11 protein-coding genes and 1 pseudogene are annotated in these 19,981 nt (G+C 35.9%); 8 read left to right on the plus strand and 4 right to left on the minus strand.

Going from position 1 to position 19,981, the window contains the following annotated elements:
* Positions 1-11: 11 nt before the first annotated feature.
* Both ACFIKI_RS06160 and ACFIKI_RS06165 read right to left on the minus strand, forming a co-directional pair.
* A complete protein-coding gene (locus ACFIKI_RS06160) occupies positions 12-320 on the minus strand; it encodes a type IV secretion system protein VirB3 (RefSeq protein ID WP_212112790.1) in 309 nt (102 codons plus the stop codon).
* On the minus strand, positions 321-641 hold the full coding sequence (locus tag ACFIKI_RS06165) for a TrbC/VirB2 family protein (protein ID WP_375666339.1): 321 nt from the start codon (positions 639-641) through the stop codon (positions 321-323).
* A gap of 398 nt (positions 642-1,039) precedes the next feature.
* On the opposite strand from ACFIKI_RS06165, the gene ACFIKI_RS06170 reads away from it, so the two are divergent.
* From ACFIKI_RS06170 to ACFIKI_RS06180, 3 genes are all read left to right on the plus strand, one after another.
* Positions 1,040-1,765, plus strand: coding sequence for a hypothetical protein (locus ACFIKI_RS06170; protein ID WP_375666341.1), 726 nt, complete (start codon positions 1,040-1,042; stop codon positions 1,763-1,765).
* 2,107 nt (positions 1,766-3,872) lie between these two features.
* Positions 3,873-4,718, plus strand: coding sequence for a TIGR01459 family HAD-type hydrolase (locus ACFIKI_RS06175; RefSeq protein WP_375666342.1), 846 nt, complete (start codon positions 3,873-3,875; stop codon positions 4,716-4,718).
* Positions 4,718-5,719: a bifunctional riboflavin kinase/FAD synthetase gene (locus tag ACFIKI_RS06180; RefSeq protein ID WP_375623747.1), complete on the plus strand. Its 1,002-nt coding sequence runs from the start codon at positions 4,718-4,720 to the stop codon at positions 5,717-5,719. The genes ACFIKI_RS06175 and ACFIKI_RS06180 overlap by 1 nt, the downstream gene beginning before the upstream one ends.
* 2,124 nt (positions 5,720-7,843) lie before the next feature.
* Here ACFIKI_RS06180 and ACFIKI_RS06185 read toward each other — a convergent pair.
* Positions 7,844-8,173, minus strand: coding sequence for a TIGR01244 family sulfur transferase (locus ACFIKI_RS06185; RefSeq protein WP_375610590.1), 330 nt, complete (start codon positions 8,171-8,173; stop codon positions 7,844-7,846).
* Between the two features lie 969 nt (positions 8,174-9,142).
* On the opposite strand from ACFIKI_RS06185, the gene parA reads away from it, so the two are divergent.
* From parA to ACFIKI_RS06210, 5 genes and pseudogenes are all read left to right on the plus strand, one after another.
* Positions 9,143-9,772, plus strand: coding sequence for a ParA family partition ATPase (gene parA, locus ACFIKI_RS06190; protein ID WP_375666343.1), 630 nt, complete (start codon positions 9,143-9,145; stop codon positions 9,770-9,772).
* Positions 9,769-9,999, plus strand: coding sequence for a plasmid partition protein ParG (locus ACFIKI_RS06195; protein WP_375623750.1), 231 nt, complete (start codon positions 9,769-9,771; stop codon positions 9,997-9,999). Before parA ends, ACFIKI_RS06195 begins: the two co-directional genes overlap by 4 nt.
* Before the next feature lie 1,065 nt (positions 10,000-11,064).
* A complete protein-coding gene (locus ACFIKI_RS06200) occupies positions 11,065-11,304 on the plus strand; it encodes an EexN family lipoprotein (protein WP_375666344.1) in 240 nt (79 codons plus the stop codon).
* Positions 11,305-14,501: 3,197 nt separating this feature from the next.
* Positions 14,502-14,906 carry a flagellar protein FlgN gene (locus ACFIKI_RS06205; RefSeq protein WP_375666346.1) on the plus strand — a complete coding sequence of 135 codons (405 nt, stop codon included), beginning with the start codon at positions 14,502-14,504 and terminating at the stop codon, positions 14,904-14,906.
* Between the two features lie 1,231 nt (positions 14,907-16,137).
* A pseudogene (locus ACFIKI_RS06210) lies at positions 16,138-16,894 on the plus strand (integrase); the annotation flags it as partial.
* Positions 16,895-17,177: 283 nt separating this feature from the next.
* Here the strand turns inward: ACFIKI_RS06210 and ACFIKI_RS06215 are convergent.
* A complete protein-coding gene (locus ACFIKI_RS06215; RefSeq protein ID WP_375666348.1) occupies positions 17,178-19,919 on the minus strand; it encodes an autotransporter outer membrane beta-barrel domain-containing protein in 2,742 nt (913 codons plus the stop codon).
* Between the last annotated feature and the right edge of the window lie 62 nt (positions 19,920-19,981).

Below are 19,981 nucleotides of genomic sequence, written 5' to 3' on the forward strand. Positions count from 1 at the left end.
GTTTCATTCCTTCAGCTTAGTTCCTTATAAGTGCGGATAAGGCGTAAAGGGGAGGTCGAACCTCCTCCCCATCGGTTGAGGTTTTTTTGTTTTCCTCGGGTATTGAGCCATGCAAATAATACGCGAAATTGGTTGTGATCGTACTTTGTCACTTCTCGCAAAATAAAGTGCATCCCAATCCCAAGACCAAACATGGTAAAATCACTGGTCAAAATGAAAAGAATGGATGTCGCCATGACATTGAGCGCCATCGCTTCCATTGTAACACCAGCAAACATGGCCGGGCGCGTACAGGCAAGGAAAAGAGTATCTTCGTTCATTTATGTTGTGCCCGTTAATTTCGTGACGAGAGTGGGGGCTCCAAAAACAATAGCAATACCGAGAACACAGTAAGCCGCTTTGCGTAAATCAATAAAGCCATACATCCAGCCAATACCCACAGCAGCAACACATATAATTGCAATAAGCCTTGCTGTTGCACCTGTCATCGCTTTGACAATGTTGTCTAAAACACCATCAAGATTTCCCAGACCACCTCCATCAGTAGTAGAAGCAGCATAAGAAAGATCAGATACAAAAACTGCCGTAAAAAGCAGCATGGTCACGATAAAAATGATGTTTTGGAATCTATTATCTGTCATTTTACCTCTCTTTAACAAATAATATTTGTTCATATGTCTACATTCCATCGCCTCTAACAACCTAGAGAGTGCTGTCATTTGATGACAGTCTAATTCTCCTCGTTTGTTTGTCTTAAAAGCCTTGATAGTGGATCTGTTCACTCTCAAGCTCTTCTTCGTAAAGAGACAGAAGTCTTTTCAAATTGGAATTGTGTTACATGAAAATGGCAATTTTAAGTTGTATATATTGGAAAAGACAACAATATTGAAACAATGCAAGAAAGAATATTATTCTTTACAAAGTGTAGTTAATATGCAACACAGATATTTGAATTTTTTCTTTAAAAACAAGGGGATTGCTGATAAATAATGTGAAAGGATAGAAAAACAATGAATTTTTTGAGCGAGCGTGTTAAGAAATGCTGTTTAAATTGATTGTTATTATTTACATTATGGGTTCCATAGTGTGGGGATTAAGCCAATATAAAGATAAAATAGATTTCAGCATTCTTAAAACATTTGAGACGCAAGATATCCAAGATATTGTCGATCTCTACCGAGAAGAAAAAAAGTTGGGTAGATCTATCACCAAACAGCAATTAGAAAAAAATGAACCAGCTCTCAATCTGCAGAAGAGTATTCCATTAAACGATGTTGCATATAATGCTGTTGTTTTTCATGGTAAGGCTTCTGTTACAAGTGGGGTTACATTTAAATTACTGACACCTGCTGCACAATCTTGGCGCTCACATATCTCCCGTGATATTCATCTTTATGGTGTGGATACATGTGCACCCCGTCAAAAAGCAAGATTAAATGATCAAGAATGGCCCTGTGGTGCGGTTACAACGGCTTGGCTTGTCACCAAAACACTTGGGCAGGATTTATCCTGTAAACAGGCTTTGATGCACAATGGTGTTTATTATGCGCAATGTTTTGTTCAAGGGGTTGATTTAGCTGAGGAAGGTCTTAAAGAAGGTATGTTGGTACTCTCAAAAGAGGGGAAAAATCCTATTCCAGCCCAGTATCATCATGCGGAAGAAAAAGCACGTGGCAACAAGATTGGTCTTTGGTCAAGTGATTTTACTGAACCTTTAAAATGGCGGCGAGATAATGGGTCCTACAACCCCTTTGCTAGTCCATGATTGGTTTTAACGAACATATTTACTTAAATTTTTATAGAGAAAACTTTATCAATAAAATTGTACCAAATCGTAAAGCAAATTTGAATAAACGGTGAGATTATTTTCGTTTTTGAAGTAAACGGATGATACATTTATGTTGAAGAGAGATTTGCTCTTAAAATAGCTTCTCTTATTGATGTGCTTTAAAAAGAGGCGGGAATGTCATTGTTGGTGGCAAAAGAGTTTTTGAGTATTTGTGTTTGAAGGAGAAAGTGAGACGATAAAAAACGCTCAAGAAACGGATTTCTAAAGCGGTGTTGATAAAAGTAAAAAATAAACAGACCTCCAAATGGTGTAACGTTTGATATAACGGATAAAATCTTTCACAATGTCTTAAAAGAATTCATAGAAAAAGTTTTTTCATCAGAATTTTGTTTTTAGGATTGGATCCTGTTTTTTACTTCTTTAAAAGTGATCAATCTGGTGCGTTCCTTGAAAAGCTTTCATAATTATCTGCTTTTAAGTTCAGACTTCCAAATGATGAATGTATTTCAAATAGACTCTACACGAAGAAATCTTCGTAAAAATGATTTGCATTGCTGATTGTTTTCTATATATCACAAAACGTTTCTATTTAGGCCTTCGATGGGGAACAATAATCAACATACAAATAGGTAGAAAGAGCTCATACTTTTTTGTAATGGCTTTGTGGTGCAATGATCGTGACACTTAAGTATTATCATGCTCATAGACTTTCTATAGGGCTAGGGGCGATGCCTATTGCAATGTCACTATTTGAAATTAGTTGGACAAAAGCATTCGTCGCCTTCTGATTTCATCATTTGTATACAGTTTGGGCTTTTTCCTTCTCATTGTATTTTATGACAAACTCATACGATGGCTATTGTGAGCTCTTCTTTACGTTATTTTACTCAGAGTGTTCACTTTGAAAGCAAGCAAGTGATGGTAAGGCTGTATTCTTATACGATATGAAAATTCAACACCCATTTGGAGGATGATGTTAACAGATAAGGTATTAAAGAGGGGTAAAATGAAAAAAATATTTTATGATGCATGGCTCTATTATGCGTCGTGGGGTGTAAAAAACTATAGCGTAGAAGATTTTAAAAAAGATGTAAAATTAAGAGAAGAGTAAGGAAAGAAGTGCTTTCTTTCAGAACAAGCTGTTAAGGAATCTAAAAACTGTCAATGGCTTAAAAGCAGATACTGAAATGTTTTTTTCGCCAAAGCTTGATTCTACAGACCGTGGTCATGCATTTTAATAAATACATATTCTCAACAATAAAGTACGTTTCAAATTATGACTTCTTTCATTTTTATAGAAGCAATTGTTATCATTTTTTATTCTAGATGATCAACTAAAATTGTATTTCAATGATATTGTTTGTTTCATCTTTGTTAGATTGAGGATTATGATCATGAGAGAACTGGATAGCGTTGTCTCATAGAAACATTTCTCAAGGCTCCAAGCCTATTTCATGGCGGTGTTCGTAAATGGGATAAAAGCTATATTCCTATCTTTACTGAAAAAAAGATGCTCGAATGGCACATACTCTCTGCCAGTTCAAAATATTACGACAGTTTTTGTCTTTGAAAGGGAGCATAAGAGTTTTTTATTCCTTGATTTTCAAGTGTTTTTATTTGTACGCTCCCCACTTATAATGTGCAAGCGAATAGTTTTGATTGATTCAATATAAACAGATTTGAAATGAGAAAATATATTGGGCTTTTTCATGATGTATGAATAATAAATTATTATTATAAATCAAATAATTATATACTTAAGGAAGCGTTTTTTAAGGCGTTTTTTGTTCGTTGTTAAGAATTTGAGTACTTTAGATAAAAAACTCTATCAATGCCGTTGTTGTTAGAATTAAAATTTTTATGAGAAAAATGAGCATTTGGGAATGATAAGCTTTTGATATAAAGCGTTTTAGAATTTTGCATGACTTAACGATAAATTTATTTTATGATTTTTTATGATCTCTATAGACGATAAAAAGTTGGGATATGGTTTGAGAAAGCAGATGACAGAACTATTATCTTCCGATAAGTAATTTTGAAGTAAAAGGCAGCTTGATAAATAACAAATAGAGATAGGTGCACCATGAATGAACTTACCCATATTGAGACTATTATAGCGCATTATGATGCTGTTTTTTGTGATGTGTGGGGTGTTGTGCATAACGGTGTACATGCATTTGAACCAGCGTTGAAGGCGTTGTATAAAATCCGACAAATGGGAAAAACTGTCATTTTATTAACCAATTCCCCTCGGCTACGGGAAGATGTTGCTGCTCAATTACAAAGCATGAATGTTCATAGCGACTATTATGATGCCATTATCACTTCTGGGGATGTAACGCGCGATCTCATTCAGACTGCTCCGCGTAAAGTTTTTTTCATTGGTCCACAGCATGATTTAAGGCTGTTTGAAGGGTTAGAGTGTGAATTTGTTGAAGAATGGGAGGCTTCTGTTGTCGTCTGTAGCGGTTTTCTTGAAGATTTTGATGAAGAACCCTCTGCTTATGAGGAGATGTTTCGTCGCATGCGGTCGCGGAATTTACCTTTTATTTGTGCGAACCCAGATGTGATTGTCCATTATGGAAATAAGGAATTTTGGTGCGCTGGTGCATTGGCGCGTCTTTATCAACAATTAGGGGGGGAGGTACGCATTGCTGGAAAACCTCACGCACCTATTTATGAATGTGCTTTTGAAAAACTTCAAAGAATACGGGGAACAGTAGAAAAAAGTCGAGTTTTAGCTATTGGTGATGGTCTTTTAACGGATATTAAGGGGGCGGCTCATTTTGGTCTTGATGCCCTTTATATTATGGGGGGGATTCATCATTATGATTATACGCAAAATGGTGTGGTTGATAAGCAAGCTTTGCATTCTTTTCTTGAACATCATGGTTATAAACCACAAGCAATCATGTGGGCACTTCAGTAATGACTAATTTTTTGCGTCTTCAGGGGATTCATATGTTTCCCTCGGCTTGGCGGGGAGCAGTGTTGGCACTTGGAAATTTTGATGGTGTTCATTGCGGGCATCAGGTGGTGTTGCAAAAAGCGCTTGATTTCGCGCGGATAAAAAAGAAACCAGCCGTTGTTTTAACCTTTGAACCACATCCAAGAAGTTTTTTTCAACATTCAGCTCCTGTCTATCGTTTGACAGAAGCAGCTGAAAAAGCTGAAATTTTTAAAACCCTTGGCTTTGACGGCGTGATTGAACAGCCCTTTGATGCACAGTTTGCTGCTCTTTCAGCGGACGAATTTATCGAATCTATTTTAAAACAGGCCTTTGATGTTTCAGTTGTGGTGACAGGGGAAAATTTTCAATTTGGACATCAGAAAAGTGGAAATTCACAGCTTCTTTGCCAAAGAGGAGAACAATATGGGTTTGAGGTTGTGCTCGTTCCTTGCGTTTCTCGTTTTCAAGATTCACAATCTTTGATCATTTCTTCTAGTTTTGTTCGGCAGCTTCTCTCACAAGGAAAAGTGGAAAAAGCAGCCCATTTGTTAGGGTATCACTATCGGGTACGCTCCAATATTATTCAAGGTGAAAAACTTGGACGTCTTTTGGGATTTCCTACCGCTAATCAAATATTGCCTCCACAAGTTCGTTTGGCTCATGGTGTTTATGCGGTACGTTTGCGTCGTGCGAACGGTGTTTTGTATGATGGTGTTGCAAGCTTTGGTTGTCGTCCAACGGTTGTTAAGGATGGTGCGCCCCTTTTGGAAACCTATCTGTTTGATTTCAACGATGACCTTTATGGGGAAAGCTGTACCGTTTCTTTTTTCCAGTTTTTGCGAGGACAAGAAAAATTTGATGGGCTTGAGCCTTTGATTGCACAAATGCATCGTGATGAAAAAAAAGCAAAAGAAATTTTAAAGACAGTACAACCATTATCAAAGTTGGATAAGCTGCTTACTTTTAAAAATATGTCCTAAACTTATCTGAAAAAGAGAGAAGAGCTGTAAAAATAGCACTTAAAGTGATTATAATCACAAACATATATTCCAAAACATCGTGGAATATATGTTTTTTCCGTTGTTGAGAGGGAGAATCGAATATCTGAAGATCTGATTTTAGCATCATTTTTTTCAAAGTTCATTTGAGGGATTTTATTATCATCCCAAAGTTTACGGCATGTTTCTTTCTGATCCGTTAAAACCCATCATAAAAGATGCAGTAAAGAATAAGCAACCAGCCTATTTAGCAATAATAGACGTGAAGAGGGAGAAAGGCTGTTTTTAAAATTTCTTGCGATTTTAAGCTTATAGTTTGATAAAATTTAATTGATGACTTTTTTATTTTAAAAGTTTATTGTTTCTTTTTTCTCATTTGTTTTATTATGTCATTTATGCCTTATCACCGTTTATGATGAGAGTTGGTTCGTGTAACTTTACGCATGTGATATTTTGTATCATGTCATGAATATTTTTAAAAAAGGTTTGTTTGGCGAATCTGGTGAAGAAGATCAGTGGTTAGAAGCAGTTTTCGTGCTAACCAATCATGTAAACGAGAATGAAGCTGCTTGAAAATGCTTTAAGTCTCATTTCTCTTGTATATTGTGATGGGGAATTCACATTAAGGAGACTACGATTGATCGCAGATAAAAAGAAATCATTGCGAGAAAGCAGGTGTACTTGTTTCAAAATTTCTAATGCTGTGGATTGATAAAGGCACAATTTTGTTGTCGTAACATGTCAATCTTTTAGATTCTCAAGTTAAGAACTATTCATATATTTCCTTTGTCCTTGACAAATATAACGCCTATAATGCAAAGGGAAGGCAGTCTTATAAGGATATGAAAACGCAAAGCCAATAATGTTGTGTGTTTTTTTGATAGAAGTATTGGATAAAAGTTGGAACATTTTTCCAATCTATGTTCGGTCTATTCGTGACTTTATCGTATTATTTTTCTCATAAAACTTTTTCTTTAGCGATCTCCAACGCAGCAATATGGCAGCAATATGTTTGAGACAAAGATTAAGGCGCTTTAATGCTCTCTCTGCTGTTACAGCTTTTGTATACTAGATGAGGAGAACCCCCTATTGCATTATCCATTTGTGTAATCTCTGAAACCGGTTTACAGCCTTATTGGAAAAAAATATGAAGTTATAAAGGGGAAAATCAGTCCAGATGACTGTCTTTTTTAAATTTGGCTTTGCTACTTTCAAAAGGTTCAGAGCAATATCTCTTAAATCATGAAAATAACAGCTGCAGGCTTTTGTTGCTCTTTGAATAGGATATTACGCCCTACAGGTAAAATAAAATACTGGAATATCCTTGTTTTACTAATTTATGCGCTTCTTTTGAAGAAATATCTCTCAACGCTTCCCATATTCATTTTCATGATGACATTCATAAATGGTATCGTGCAAGCTTCGTTGAGCGCTATCATCTTTACGCCTAATAAAAGAGAAATCCGACACCATCAGTTATATTAACAAGCCTTTAGTGTTGTACAGTCTTGGCTATTTGAGAGCGTTTATGAGAGTTTGTTCTTAACTCGTTTTATTTCACACGAATACTTCCTGCTTGTGACATGCAAGAAACACGCTTTTGATTGATTCACTATAAATAGACTTGAGAGAATCTTACGGTATTAGGATTTATCATTCAACGTGAAAAATAATTAATTGTTATAAATCAATATGTTGTAGTTAACCATAGATTATGGCTTACGGCTTTTTTTATAAAATACTTTGCATGCCTTTTATTCGGATATAGGGTTTCCTTAGTGGTTTTACTGTCGTTTTAGGTGTCTGTAGCGTACGAATAAGCTCGTACTGGTAAAGGGAGAGAAAAAGAAGGTGGAGCAGTGATAAAAAGTGAGGTGAAAATAATTTTCTCTGATCATCATATGAATTTTCATGCATTTTTATGGCTTCGGGTGTGCATGTTTGTTGTATATTGAGGAGCAAAGCTTGCTTGTAGAGTTTTATGAAGTGGCAAGCCAAGGGAAAGGCGCAAGACAAAGATTATTGACTGATTATTTTTTTACAAATCGATGTGTATTTAAGAATTTTCGTCTTTTAAGGCGAGGAGGAAGTGTGCGAACTCTCTGTTTAAAGACGCGCTAAACGATAAAGATGCAGCGAGCGTGATCCGTGATGACAATAGGCAAGAAGAGGCAGAGAGGCAGTTTTTAAAATTGTTTGCATGGCTTCAACAGCTGACTTTTCTATAGTTGGAGGAGAAATGGGAATGTGATAGGCTTTTATGCCATATTCATTTGCGACCGTTTTAATGCTAGAAAAGTCAGGTTGATGGAGCTCTTCGTGATCGGGGCGGTTACAGATAATTGTTTTAAAACCAGCTTGTGCCAATGTTTTGATATTTTCTATGCTAAGTTGGGCGCTGATAAAAATATCAGGTTCAATTTGTTGTAAATTCATTTTTGTTTATTCCCAATTGCACGATCTTCACGATACCCTCTGGTCTGGTATATAGAAAGAACATAATGAAGGTAAGTTTTTCAGTGGCATCTTAACAAAAATATTCTTTTTGTCGAGAAGATCTATTGGTGAAAAATGAGTTGTAAGATGCAAAATATCTCATTCTGCAACATATTTGTTATTCGATCTTATGAAAGGTAACAGCTTGTTTTCCTGCGGATAATTCGTTGTATTGCTTGTTTACGCGCTTGCTAGAGGGATCCTTACTTTTCTTAAGCCCATTTTACCCTGTCGAGCATCAAAGAGTATAGAATTCATCATGTACTCCTATTTTTAGTTCAAGAAAAGGTACAAGCCGACACTATCATACACTTTGCTAGTTCCCAATATTGTAATCGTTCTTGGTACTGGAGATTTTGCATAAGAAGCATTTTTAGACCTTTCTTTTCAGTGTTTTTTGCTCATATGCTCGTTCTGCTTGTGATGAGCAAGCAAGTGATTCATAGAAGAGGAGGGAATGAGAGAATCTTACTGATTTCGGCTCTCTCATTCAACGTGCAAAACAATGAATTCTCCTTATAGTTTGTTGTATATTCTGGGTAGAGACTGTTTGTAAAGGCGTATCAAGTGGACCACATGAAGGGGGACAAGCCCAAGTGGAAGGCGCGATAAGAAGCAGGATCATTTACAGAGCATTGTTTACTGATCGACATGGATTTAAAAATCTTTGTTTTAGGGTGGGGAAGAAGAGCATATCTCGTGTTTAAATTTTTCTTATTCTCAAGAATATTATTTTTATAATATTTTGCTCAATGCTAAAAGTTAAAAAAATATTATAAAGATAAAATTGGGTGGTGTCGTTTTTATCCTAAAAATGGGAGAAGTAGTTGTCTTTCATGTGTTGAATGCTTGCTTCTTTTGTTATTTTCAGTATAATCGTAAAAACGATAATACTGAAAGGCGTAATGGATGATCATTGGACTTTTGAATCAAAAGGGAGGTGTCGGAAAAACGACGTTGAGTGTTAATCTTGCCGCCAGTTTTGCACGTACTGGTGCACGGGTATTGCTTATTGATGTTGATCCACAGGGAAGCGCATTGGATTGGGCTGCTGTACGTGAAGATGCTCCTTTGTTTTCAGTTATTGGTTTACCGCGTGCAACGGTTCACAAAGAGATTACACAGATTGGTCATGGTTATGATCATATTATTATCGATGGTCCTCCGCGTGTGACGGATCTTGCTCGTAGTGCTCTTATGGCTTCGGATTTGGTGCTTATCCCTGTTTTGCCTAGTCCCTATGATATTTGGGCAGCGGATGGAATTGTAAAGCTGATTGATGAAGCACGCGTTTATAAAGAGAATCTCAAATCTGCTTTTGTTATTAATCGTAAAATCATCAATACAGCGATAGGGCGCGATGTGAACGAAGCTCTTGGCATATACCCTGTGCATGTTCTTTCTTCTAGTGTTGCGCAGCGCGTGATTTTTGCAGAAGCTGCCGCACAGGGGAAGGCCGTTTATGAAGTTGATAAGCAAGGACCCGCAGCGGCAGAGATTGAAGCGGTTGCAGCGGAAATCAAGGAGTTAGCACGATGAGTAAAAAAATTAAAATTGGCACAAAACCAACCAATAAATCAATTCCTTTAACAGCGGATGCATGGATAGGAAGCCACAAAGGGAGCATGAGTGGAGGTATGAAGCGCCTCACAATTGATATACCAGAAAATTTGCATCGGTTGATTAAGGTCAGTTGTGCAAGTCGTGGAACTAAAATAGCTGATGAGGTACGCGAATTGCTTTCACAAAAATACGGAAAAGTGTAAAAAATGATACGATAATTTCGTTGCTTTGAATGCTTTTTCTAAAGATGATATTGGTTGTTTTTATACGAAGTTAATAATGATAAAAGTGCCCTTCCTTTTTCACGATGGTTGCTTCATTTAAGTTGTTTGTCACAAGGTTCTATATTATCTCATGAAAGAGTGAAAAATTTTCCGCTTCAAACTTTTCTCTATAAATGTGATAATCATCATACTACTTGTGATCTTATATCTCTAGATGAATAGATAAGTTTATTCTTCCATAAAAACTATCTTGATAATGATTTTAAACATCAGGTTTTGTTTATTGTACTTAATACATGCGTCAATAATGTAATTAAGAGTAGCGTTGATTATTTTTTTCTGCTGCACAGCAATCCGTTTTATTAAATTATATTCATGTTTATAAAGGGGGGATAAAAATAAATAAAATTTACTGATATTGGCACACTATAAGTTGTTCCTAATAAAAAAGGAAGTTATTGAGCATATTATAAAAGTATTTCTTATATTTATAGGCTTTTATAGTCTGAGATATTTGATGCTACTCTAATGGTACGCAAAAGAATAGGTATTTTTTGCTTCAATTGGAATGTATAGGTGCTTTTTTAGCATTTCTATTGGCACTTAAAAAGTGCAGGGGGACTTAAAGTTTTCTTTTTTTCCGGTGGTTTAGAAATGATAAGAGTGTAATTAGTTGATTAAAAAGTATATTCTTTCATTTGCAGGGAATTTGCAATGATATAGGTATGACGAATTTTGGGTAAGATATTCGTGCTGCTTCTCGTTGCCAAGAGGTTTTTGAAAAAAATAATTAAAAGCTTTTGAGAATGTCAAGATATCAGAATTTTTGCTGAAGTTTTAACACTTCAAATACAAAGAGCAGCCGTGCAGATAATGTTCCAAATGCAAGTCTGATAAATGAAAGCGGCTCTCATGATTTGATATGTTTGCGTTGAAAATGTGCGTATTTGCAAAGGAAAATTAGACGCAAGGTCACAATATAGGAGGGGATGTGAACCCAAAGATATTGTTAATAAAATATAAAACAAAGAGAGGGGTTAAATCATGAATAAAGCCATTATTACAGCATTGCTGGTTTGTACTGGACTTGTTGTTGCTGGGTGTGAAAAAAACTACAGCGTAGCGGAATTTAAGAAAGATAAAACATTACTCGAAGAGTGGGCAAAAAATGTGAAAAGCTGGATCAATCTTCTATGGAGAAATCTAAAAATTGCTAACATGCCAGACAAGCATATATGGAACTTATGTTCGGCATTAATTAAAAACATACAGTTCAATAAATAAGGAATTGTTTACTTCTTGATTCTATTACGTTTTTTAGGCTCTCTCTAACTTTTAGAGAGTCTTGTTATGGCTGCAAGAATTAGTCGTTTACGATCTGTACTCTTTGTGTAAACGTATGCTATACTGTCATTGTTTGGCCCAAAAGTGCTTTCAATTGTAGATAGTATTGCCTCCCAATGAGTTGTTACGTGTTACTGCTAATTTTTTAATGTTTTGGTTACATGTATTTAAAATATGAGATTAAATCTATCTTTGGGGTGTTTTTTTGCGTTTATCACAAATAAATGTTTCATCACACTAAGATCGTTTTTAAGTGTTGCGGCTAATTTCGGAAAAATTGGGAGGAAACATTTGTTTGGAAATTACTTTTCTCTGTTTTAATAAAGAGAAAAACATTCTGAATGGAATTATTATCGTTTCATACTCAAATGTTTTTCTCAAACTATTTTTAAAAAATTGCTTTTGATTTGAGAATATTATAACATTCGTTAAGTTGTGAGGCCGTTTTGCTAGGACGGTTTTGCCGGATGTGTGAGGAATTGAGCGCTCTCCACATCTTTTCATTTTTCTCCTCTCTTTTCTGAGTTTGCAAGGTTTTTCCTTGTTATCTTTTTATCTTAATTGTGTCGTGATATTATCATGTTGAGCGGTGGAGCGCATATAAAACTTTACGTATGAGGTGTTTTTTGTTCTCGAGTGTGTGATGAATGTTTTTCTAAATAACACTTTGATTTATAAAAATAATTTAATTATTTTATACTGAATAAGGATCTCGAATAACGTAAGATTCTCTTATTCCAAATCTGTTCTCGGTTGAATTAATTAAAACCATTTTCTTGCATGGTACAAGCGGGGAGAGCCGTGTGGATAAAAACTGTTGAAGAAAGACGTAAAAATGCCTCTTATGAATTATCTCAAGTGCTAAAGGTTTGTTGGCAACATTTGGGGTTGGAAAAGTGTGTGATGCTGCTGGTTTATTCTCTCATAAGGGTAAAGATGGTGTTCAATAGATTATCATAAGCTTCATGAAATATTATCCTTTAGAATTGTGATATGCCCTGAAGGGGGGAACTTACTCAATAAGGAGATAAATTATTTACAGATCGGATCTGATAGAAAATTTCGTTTTTTAAGGTGGGAGTGAAGTTGAGATTCAAGATAGCGCGAAAAGACGGACACTGATGGTTAAAAATGCATATAAAAAGCAGAGTTTATACTCAAATAGTTGCAAGCGATGTTTGAAATTGGGTGTGTGGTTTATCTGTAGAATTAAAATTTTGCTTTGCTCTTATGTGAAATTAAGATGCTTATTTGCACAGATTATAAAAAGCCAAAAGAGTATGCTTAGTATATTTCTATTACGAGAACTAAAATAACAACAAAAGCATTGATGGTGATAATTAAGGTCGAATAAAGCATAGCGGCTTTTACGAGATCAGCCATAAAAACCTCTTTCTGTTCTTTTTGAGGTGATTTTATGAATAACAATATATTACAATCTGTAATATATGCTGATACAACATATTCGGCAAGCTTAAAATCGCTCCTTTTTTATAAAAGCTTGAGGAGTTGGAACACGGTGAATCCTAAAAAAGAAAAGCTTTAAAGGAACTATTGATTGATTTCGTAGTTTTTGTGTTGCAAAAAACTCTCTTTGTTTTGTTATGCCATAAAACACTGTCATTTGAGGGGAGGGAAATCAAATAGGCTAATCAATTTTAGCTCCATAACAAAATTGGTTAATGCTGCTCTAATGGGGGAGCACGAAAAAAAGAACATTCCAAATGGAATATTCTTGTGTTGCATATTTGTGCACTTGTTTTAAAGAAACATCTCTCAAGGTAGGTCCAATTTCACGATGGAACTTGTGAATGGTATAACAGTAAAGCTCTCATGAATAATATAAAATCTATAAAGTGCTCCCACCTTTACACTTAATAAAGGAGCAAGCCGGCATCATTATGTACTTATCTCCACTGTTTACGACAGCCTTTGGCTTTTGAGAGAGTTCATAAGAAGCATTTTTTAAAGTGTATTTTATCGATAGGTCAGGTTCTGTTCGTGATGTGCAAGAAAGTGATTTTAATTTGTTCAACATGGAATAGATTTGAAATGCGATAATTTTACGATCTTTAAGGTTTTCATTGAGCATACCAAATAATGAATAAATATTTCAGTATGATTATGAAAGAGAAAAGTCTCATTTAGAAGGTTGAAAATGAAAGGGAGTTCGTAGCAGAAATTGCACCTTTATTATAAAATGCTTGTTTTCATGTTTTTATATCAACAGCACATGTAAAGCAGCGATATTAAGAGTGAATTGTGCGTTATGGAGTGAAATAATCTACAGAGAGATGATATGAAATTCTGAAAATATCAATGTGGAGGAGCGTTAAGCGTTTGCGATTGAAGGCGTGTCGAACTGAGTGGTTAAGAAACTCTTGAAAAGGTTTAAAAAATCTTATATAGTCGTTTGTTGCAAAGAAAAGCGAATGATAATTTTAAAAAGGAAGATTGATGGCTGTTTAGCTATTTCAAGGTGCCTTTTTTAATATTGCTACATGGCTGATCTGTTCAAAAGAGCGTTTTTTTGTATTTTGTGCGAAATACTGCATGTATGCAGAAGGAGCATGGGGAAGGAGCGTCTTTTGAACGGGTGTGGACTAATCTCGTAGGGTGCCATCTTTATGGGTGCCAGAAGGTATGCAGGTTTAGGTGCACGGAAAGCTATAAGGTTATGGAGGGTAAAATGTTGCTATCGGTAAAATGCTAATTTAATGAGCTGAAATCTTTATATGCTGCGCGTTTTTGTTGGCAGATGTTTTTTATTGGCTAAGGTTATAAACAGAGCGTTGTTGTTTTCTGTTGAGGGCTTGGTATGATAAAAGATAATGAAGTAGGCAAAGCGAAATAAATAGAGAGAATTTGGACGTTTCAGTATTACGGAGTAGGGATTTAAGTTTATAGCATTTTAATGAATGAGTATAGCAGCAATGATGGTTTTGGAGCAAAGCAAAAAATATTTCAGAAAATGCGTTGAAAGTTACAGTGGTATACACTTTTAAGGATTTTCGTGCTGTTGTCTGAGCGATGTTCACACCACGAACTCAATTGAGTGTATTAGCATTGAAGAGAAACTGTTTAATCTCCTTCATTTGAAAGCAAGATTAAACAATATGGTTGAAGGGGAAATAAAGATGTCTGTAGTGCAATATGGTGATGATAGTTTTGCAGCAAAGGCAAAAGTTCTTGATAATAATCTTATTGATCGTGATTGGGCGATGACGAAGTTTGTCGCTGCTGTTAAAGGATTAGCCCAAGTGGTTGATTATGAAAGCAATATGCTAGAGAGCAGTGGTGTTCCAGATTACGAAGAAATAAATTTATGTAAAATACGTGGTTTGCGTGATCTTAATAAATCCATGAGCGATGTGAAACGCTATATGAATCAAGATATTGAAAATGAAGTCGAAAGTTTGTTGTCTGATTTACAAGAAAAATTACAGCGTAATAGTGAATTGCTTCAAACGCATTTAGATGCTGTCAATAATCTTACGCAAGTTATGCAAATATCTGGACGTGTAAAAGAAATAGAAGAATGATCTAAATTTGATCAATATCGGCTGTTCTAAGTGATTACAATGATGAGATAGAGCATTAATTTGAATAAAGAGTGTGTTTGTTAAGTGTTCATGTTTGAAGCGCGTTTGGTATTTAGATTATTCATTCTGTTGTACCGAAAATAGTGTCTTTAAAACAGTATCCTTTGAGGTGTGGTGATATGAACCGCACGCTATGGGAAGCCCAAGTGGAAGCCGCGTAAGAAGAGGCGGATTGTTTACAGAGCAGTGTTTACAGATTGGGCTGAGAGAGAGCTTGATTTTTTAGTTTGGGGAAGAAGTCAAAGAATATTTAGGCGAGCCTGCGATGCCTTATGAAACAGCCTCCTTGGGGGGTAATGTAGAGTTTTACACATTAAGCCTTTTTAGAGTATGTGATTAAAGTATGTGATGAATATTGCATAAGCCTTATGGAGCACTGTTCTTTAAGGTGGGGTGATATGAAGCGGTTAGTTGCTGAAATCTGTATGTTTGAGACAAAGATTAAGGCGGTTTAGTATTTTCTCTGCTGTTGCAGTTTTTGTATGTCAGATTGGAGTGGATATACTGCGTATCTCTGTTGGAGTTATATTTGAAACGGGGAAGAGGTCTCATTGGGGAAGAATATAAAGGGGTAGAAACTAGCTTCTCTCTTTACCATCATCAATTCAGTTTTATGGCTTTTAAAAGCAACCAAAGCACTGTCTTTAAATAATGGAAATTATGCATAGCTTCACGCTTTTGTTTCTCTTGTTTGTTTAATCGGGTTACGTCCTTTATGTAAAATAAAATACTCAAAACAGAATAGATTTGTTGTTCTCAATTTATGCTCTTGTTTTAAAGGGACATTTTTAATGTACGTGTTCATTCCACAATGGTGCTTTGTGAAGTGTATAGTGTAAAGCCTCTATGAATGGTATAAAAGAATAGTACAAACGTTGCCATTTTTATGCATATGAACCTAGCAAGCTGGTCTTATTATTCACTTTGCCAATTTTTAATGTTGAGATATCCTTTGCTTTATGGTTTACACAATATATTGATTTATAATGATAAATTATCATTAATTTTAATCATAACCCTGAATATTGTAAGATTTTCTCATCACAAATCCTCTCAGATTAAATTAATCAAAATCTCTTGCTTGCACATTACAAGTGGGGTGTGCGGTGTGGATAAATTGTATAAAAAAGGATTTAAAATGGCTCTTATGACCCCTCTCTAGTGCCAAGGGTTGTGCGCCCCTCCACGAGCCGACAAATATAATGATGGTGCCGGTTTTCTTCTTCATAAGTGTAAAGATGGGGGTGTTCAATGGTTTTATCGTTATATTATTCATGAGCGCTGTCGCAAAATAGGCTTGAGAGCTTTAAGACGTGTTTCTTTAAAACAAGCCTGTGAATGTGAAAACCAAGAGCGTGAGGCGATGCGTAATCTCCATTATTTAAAAGACAGTACTTTAGATACTTTTGAAAGTCGTAAAGCTGAATGGATGACGGTGAGGTTAGTGATTGGTCTTTTCCTTTATATCTTTATATTTTTCCCAATTAGGCTGTATACCGGTTTTAGAGATTACACAAACAGAGATACGTGATACCTTTGCTTCCATTTGGCATACAAACGCTGGAACTGCTTATAAAGTGTTAAATCGTCTTAATCTATGTTTCAAACATGCTGCAGCGTTAGATGTTAGATGGGGATGTTGATTTACAAAAAACAACAAAAGCACAAGATCTTTTAGGGAAACAACGTCATAAAACACAAAACTTTCCAGCTATGGATTGGAAAGATGTTCCAGCTTTTTATCAGATACTCTGTAAGATAACTATAATACATTTGGCTTTGCGTTTGCTTATTCTAACAGGCGTATGTACTAATTCATTGCATCATATTCATAAATATCAGATTGACGGGGATATATGAACAATTCTTGGCTTAAGCAGATGAAAGGAAAGAGTGATACGACAACAGAGTTTCGTATTCCTTTATCATAAGAGGCATTTTTACGCTTTCTTTAAATAGTTTTTATCCATACACCGACGTTTTTATGCTGATGATGTGTAAGCGAATAGTTTTGGGTGATTGATCATGGAGAAGGTTGGAAATGAGAAAATGCTATGGTATTCGAATTTTTATTCAATATGCAAAAAAACATTATAAGTTAATATCTTCTTTGATGTAATAATGATTTTGGGGAATTTTAAAAATTAAGTTTGAATAAAAAAAGCAGCACTTTGTGCTGCCCTTTTATTTAAGTCAAAATTAGCTTCTGCTTTAGAAACGATAACGTATCCCGCCAGACAAATTAGCGCCAGAGATACCGGCTTTTTGCAGTTTTTGCCGATAGCTGATATCGGCATTTAGTACAATATTTTGAGAAAGATAGGCATTCACTCCTATGCCTCCCTCAACTGAAGAGCCGGTGGGATCGACATGAAAGGTGTCAGCAATTTTTATTGTTTCACCATCACCAAAAGCTCTGATAACATTCATTTTACCATAGAAGGAAACAGCCTTACTTTCTTCAGCAGCCATTATCGTTTTTGTTAAACGTCCACCAATACGGATCAACCATTGGCGCGGATTGCCCATGTCTACTTTTAAGCCATCGGCATCTGAGAAGATATCAAACATGAGATTTTGATAAATGAATTGTGCTTGTGGTTCAAAGATCAAGCCTTTTGTGTCGGTTGCTAATTTCTGACCAATGGTCGCAGAGATATTAAGTATCTCAGTACCATCTAATTTTGCAGCATTTCCAACGAGAGCTGTGGTAATATTTCCCTTTAAAGCGCCGTAAGAAAAAAGTGTGTTTACATATATACCATTGCGATGTTGGATGCCGCTATAAGCGGTGAGTGACCATTTATCAAGTGTTGTCTTTTCAGAATCTTGCATCTCTTTTGGCGTAAAGGCAAGTTTTCCGTATGTTCCTAAAAGACCAAAATGTGTGCTTATGTCTTTGCCTTCCAAGGCAGCTAATATGACACCCAGTTGTAAAGCAGTATAGTTTACATCAGCACCATAACCATAGTGCAGTGGATCGCGGTTGGAAGATAAGGTGGATTTCTCACCGTAAGAAGAGAAAAAGAGACCATTCTTTTTATCGTCTTTTGCTCCAAATACTGTTGTTCGCATATTGTCTAGCAATGTGTTTTGATTGTTTACATCAGTCAATCCAGCAGAAAATAAAGTATTAGATATGGTTAAGTAGTTTGCCACCTGTGGTAAAAGTGCTCGAACTTTTTTATCCTTATCAATGTAGGCATTTTGTAAGCGGAAATCCCAGAAATCACTATTCTTCTTGCCAAAAAGATTTTGGCTCTCATGAGATGTTCCAGGCTTATAGCCTGTGAGTACATATTTATAAGGTAGTTTCCCTATTGTCATATAGTTTCCTGCTAACGTGAAGGAATTTTCATTTGCTTGTCCGGAAACTTGAATGATTGAAATCCCATGGGTTCCTAAAGGAAGTGAAGCCATCTGCTCTCCCCAAACAGCAGGGCTATCAGTTATTGTTTTATCTTTTTCTTGGAGATTGATGTGAACAACAGTATGACCTAATATATCACCATTAATCACAATGCGATCGGTTTGTTGTTCAGTGATAGGAGAATTTTTGTCCCATTTAGCGTTTACATAAATCTCTGAAACGCCTGTTGCACTATAAACCGCTGCTGTATGAGCTGTTTCATCTCCTTGCGGAAGATTAGACCCTATAAACAAAGTTTTGTAATGTTCCTCCGTTGGTTTGTCAAACATAATGACACTGTTTGCAAGGCGCAATTCAGAAAGATTAGAGTATGATTTTTCATCAACACCAAACTGTCTATAGTCATTTAAAATATTATCATTATTTATGGCATTTTTATTCGCCTTTAAAAGCCATTTCGTCCCCTCTTTTAGATCAAAAACGGTTCTATTATCTTTAGAAGTTCTTACCCGACCTTCTAAAGAAGAGTGGTCTGCAACGAATGTAATGGTGTTTGTGGAGGCACTTTCGTTCTTGATATTTTTTAATAAAATATCGGCATGAATTTCTGAATTTTTAAGGTTGACTTCCCCGTTTACACCTGTTCCATAAAGGCTGATACCGCTACCATGTTTAACGAAAAGCTTTGTATTCTCTAGGGTCACTTTATTAGGAATAGCTTGTTCTTGAACGACATTGTTATTCCTTTCAGCATTGCGTGTATATCCTTTTCTAGGGGTATAGTATTGATTATTGCGGAAAATAATACCGTCTGCTTCATAATTTCCCGTGACATGTACGCTTGAATCCTTAAGTTTGATTGTGCCCTTCATGTTTAGCAAACCAGCTGTTTCTGCTGTTGCAGCAATACCTGTAGCATCAATTTCTCCACCATCTGATACGCTTAGTGCAACAAAACGCGCATCAACTGTTCCCTTTATTATGTTGACTTTTGAATTATTTCCATCTGCATGTACAGCAAAACCATTGTCTTGAATTTTTTTGTTATGTAGCGTTATGGTCTTACCGTTTTCAACCTCAACTCCAGAGCTTATATCCTCAATTTGTGTAGACTTTTCAGGTTGTTTTATTGATGATATTGATTTTGCAAGCTCTGATTTTACAGATTTTGCTGGTACCAGTGATGTTGGTGTTTTAACTGTTGGTCTTAAAGATATTGGTTGCGTAAGTTCTGGTTCTTTAGGCGCTGGTGATCGTTTTGTCGTTGGTTTTTCAGATTCTGGTCTTGTCGGTTCAGATTCTTTAGATGTTGGCAGTAAATTTGCTGAAGGTTGTGTAGGTGCTGGCTGTGAGGATACAGCAGAATTCGGCGGTGTTTTTTCGCTGGGAGAATCTGCAGAAGAGGAGGGCGCCCCTGAACGTCTTCTGGATTTTACTTCCATGTTTTCTGTGGTTGTAGAGCTAGGCACAGATGGCAGATCTATCGTTGATGCTGAAGGCGTACTATGAAGAGCATAAGACAGGCTGGTGGAAGAATAAAACAGAACTCCAGTGACTGTGTATAGTAAGAAGCTTTTTTTCATATGAATCTATTCCTAAATATTTTCTTCCCCCCTCTCAATCAAAGATAAAACTCAACCCCATT

Source organism: Bartonella sp. TT121SHDZB (assembly GCF_042193415.1).
In the GTDB taxonomy this organism is placed as follows: Bacteria; Pseudomonadota; Alphaproteobacteria; order Rhizobiales; family Rhizobiaceae; genus Bartonella.

Coding starts and splice junctions, on each gene's coding strand:
- ACFIKI_RS06205 (WP_375666346.1), top strand. CDS start 14,502: ATGTCTGTAGTGCAATATGGTGATGATAGTTTTGCAGCAAAGGCAAAA.
- ACFIKI_RS06185 (WP_375610590.1), bottom strand. CDS start 8,173: ATGAATTTACAACAAATTGAACCTGATATTTTTATCAGCGCCCAACTT.
- ACFIKI_RS06195 (WP_375623750.1), top strand. CDS start 9,769: ATGAGTAAAAAAATTAAAATTGGCACAAAACCAACCAATAAATCAATT.
- ACFIKI_RS06215 (WP_375666348.1), bottom strand. CDS start 19,919: ATGAAAAAAAGCTTCTTACTATACACAGTCACTGGAGTTCTGTTTTAT.
- ACFIKI_RS06170 (WP_375666341.1), top strand. CDS start 1,040: ATGCTGTTTAAATTGATTGTTATTATTTACATTATGGGTTCCATAGTG.
- ACFIKI_RS06160 (WP_212112790.1), bottom strand. CDS start 320: ATGAACGAAGATACTCTTTTCCTTGCCTGTACGCGCCCGGCCATGTTT.
- ACFIKI_RS06165 (WP_375666339.1), bottom strand. CDS start 641: ATGACAGATAATAGATTCCAAAACATCATTTTTATCGTGACCATGCTG.
- ACFIKI_RS06200 (WP_375666344.1), top strand. CDS start 11,065: ATGAATAAAGCCATTATTACAGCATTGCTGGTTTGTACTGGACTTGTT.
- ACFIKI_RS06180 (WP_375623747.1), top strand. CDS start 4,718: ATGACTAATTTTTTGCGTCTTCAGGGGATTCATATGTTTCCCTCGGCT.
- parA (WP_375666343.1), top strand. CDS start 9,143: ATGATCATTGGACTTTTGAATCAAAAGGGAGGTGTCGGAAAAACGACG.
- ACFIKI_RS06175 (WP_375666342.1), top strand. CDS start 3,873: ATGAATGAACTTACCCATATTGAGACTATTATAGCGCATTATGATGCT.